This is a genomic window from Nocardioides sp. NPDC057772, assembly GCF_042798075.1.
GTDB lineage: Bacteria > Actinomycetota > Actinomycetes > Propionibacteriales > Nocardioidaceae > Nocardioides.
In genome coordinates, this window is the sequence record NZ_JBHVKN010000204.1 from 2,195 (window position 1) to 4,346 (window position 2,152).

Below are 2,152 nucleotides of genomic sequence, written 5' to 3' on the forward strand. Positions count from 1 at the left end.
CGGCGCCGCCGCTCTCGTCGCGGTCGGCCCACTCCAGCAGCGGCTCGATCGAGAACGGGTGGTCATCGATGTCGGCGTGCAGGTCGCCGATCTCCGCGAACCGCGCCGGCACCGTACGCATCGTGAAGTCGCGCGGGTCGACGTCCTTGGTCTCCTCCCAGGTGATCGGGGTGGAGACCCGGCCGTCGGCGACGCCGCGGATCGAGTAGGCGCACGCGATCGTGTGGTCGCGGGTGTTCTGGTTGAAGTCGACGAAGAGCTGCGCCGGGTCGCGGTCCTTGCGCCACCAGGCGGTGGTGACCAGCTTCGGTGCCCGGCGCTCGACCTCGCGCGCGAAGGCGTGCGCGGCGCGGCGTACGTCCTGGAACCCGTGCTCCGCCGGGATCCGAACGTAGACGTGCATCCCGGAGCCGCCGCTCGTCTTCGGATAGCCGACCGCTCCGAGCTCGTCGAGCAGCTCGCGGACAACGCCGGCGACGGTCTGCACCGTCGAGAACGGGCACTCGGGTCCGGGGTCGAGGTCGATGCGCCACTCGTCGGGCTTCTCGGTGTCCTCGCGGCGGCTGTTCCACGGGTGGAACTCGACCGTCGACATCTGGACCGCCCAGATCACCGCGCCGAGCTCGGTCACGCAGAGCTCGTCAGCCGTGCGACCCCAGCGCGGGAAGTAGAGGCGTACGGTCTCGATCCAGTCGGGCGCGCCCTGCGGCAGCCGCTTCTGGTGCACCTTCGGCCCCGCCAGCCCCTTCGGGAAACGGTGGAGCATGCACGGGCGCTCCCACAGCGCGTTGACGATCCCGGGACCGACGGCGAGGTAGTACTGCGCCACATCGAGCTTCGTCGCACCGATCTTTGGGAAGTAGACCCGATCGGGATTGGAGATCCTGACGACGCGGTTGTCGACCTCTATCTCCACCGACGGCGATGCCTTGGTCATGCTCGCCAGCGTAGGCCACGGATCCCGAGCCCCTCCTACTATTCGGGGCATGGACTTCGACCAGCCTCCCGTCGTACGCGTCGAGACGGACCCGACGCGTGAGGCACTGCCGCCCGACGAATGGCCGCTGACCGTCCCGGCCGTTGCCCAGGTCGTCGCGAAGGGGCTCGATCTCGGCGCCGGCGTCACGTTCCTGGTCGGGGAGAACGGCTCGGGAAAGTCGACGATCGTCGAAGCGGTCGCGACGGCGTACGGACTCAATCCCGAGGGCGGCTCGCGCAACACCAGACACTCGACACGGGCCTCGGAGTCGCCTCTGGGCAGCGCTCTGCGACTCCAGCGCGGCCTGGGCGCCGGGCGCTGGGGGTTCTTCCTCCGCGCGGAGACGATGCACGGCTGGTACACCTACATGGAGGATCTCGGCGGCTCGCCCGCGGGCGAGCCGGCGTTCCACGAGATGAGCCACGGCGAGTCGTTCCTCGCGGTGCTGCGCCAGCGTTTCGACTCCCCGGGCTTCTACTGTCTCGACGAGCCCGAGGCGGCGCTGTCGTTCATGTCGACGATGGGACTGATCGCCACCCTCGACGGGGTGGTGCGCGACGGTGGGCAGGTGCTCTGTGCCACCCACTCGCCCGTGCTCGCCGCGATGCCCGGCGCCACCATCATCGAGGTCGGCGACTGGGGCCTGCGCGAGACGGCCTGGGAAGACCTCGAGCTCGTGCGCCACTGGCGCAGCTACCTCGACGACCCGCGCCGCTACCTACGCCACATCCTCGACTGAGAAGCTCACGCGGGGGTGCGGCGCAGCAGCGCCAGGAACATCGCATCGGTGCCGTGCCGGTGCGGCCACAGCTGCACGGTGCCCTCGATCGGTCCGGCACTGTCGGGCACGTTGCCGGCGGTGGCGGCGATGGGCCCCAGACTGACGTCGGCTCGAGCCGCGAGTACGCCCTGCACCACGTCCCTCGTCTCCGCCAGCACCGGCGAGCAGGTCGCGTAGAGCACCACGCCGCCCGGTCGGGTCAGGTCGAGCGCCCGGTCGAGAAGGGAGCGCTGGAGACCGACGAGCACGTCGAGATCCGCCGTGGCTCGCCGCCACCGCGCCTCCGGCCGGCGACGCAGTGCCCCGAGGCCGGTGCACGGGGTCCGTGGACCTGCTGGCCCGAGAACTCGTCGGCCTTGGCGTTGGTCAGGTAGACCCGGGCCCCGTGCGCC

The 2,152-nt window shown here is 70.6% G+C and carries 3 protein-coding genes; 1 reads left to right on the forward strand and 2 read right to left on the reverse strand.

Annotated elements, in window-relative coordinates; translation table 11 throughout:
* Positions 1 to 937, reverse strand: a 937-nt coding sequence (ligD, locus tag ACFVJS_RS23350; RefSeq protein ID WP_378885520.1) for a non-homologous end-joining DNA ligase, incomplete at its 3' end; no start/stop codon positions are given.
* Positions 938 to 986: 49 nt separating this feature from the next.
* On the opposite strand from ligD, the gene ACFVJS_RS23355 reads away from it, so the two are divergent.
* A complete protein-coding gene (locus ACFVJS_RS23355; protein ID WP_378885522.1) occupies positions 987 to 1,718 on the forward strand; it encodes an AAA family ATPase in 732 nt (243 codons plus the stop codon).
* Between the two features lie 5 nt (positions 1,719 to 1,723).
* Here the strand turns inward: ACFVJS_RS23355 and ACFVJS_RS23360 are convergent, their stop codons facing one another.
* Positions 1,724 to 2,059: a hypothetical protein gene (locus tag ACFVJS_RS23360; RefSeq protein ID WP_378885529.1), complete on the reverse strand. Its 336-nt coding sequence runs from the start codon at positions 2,057 to 2,059 to the stop codon at positions 1,724 to 1,726.
* Between the last annotated feature and the right edge of the window lie 93 nt (positions 2,060 to 2,152).

Excerpts from the sequence above, each read along its gene's own strand:
- ACFVJS_RS23355 (WP_378885522.1), top strand. The coding sequence starts at position 987 with ATGGACTTCGACCAGCCTCCCGTCGTACGCGTCGAGACGGACCCGACG.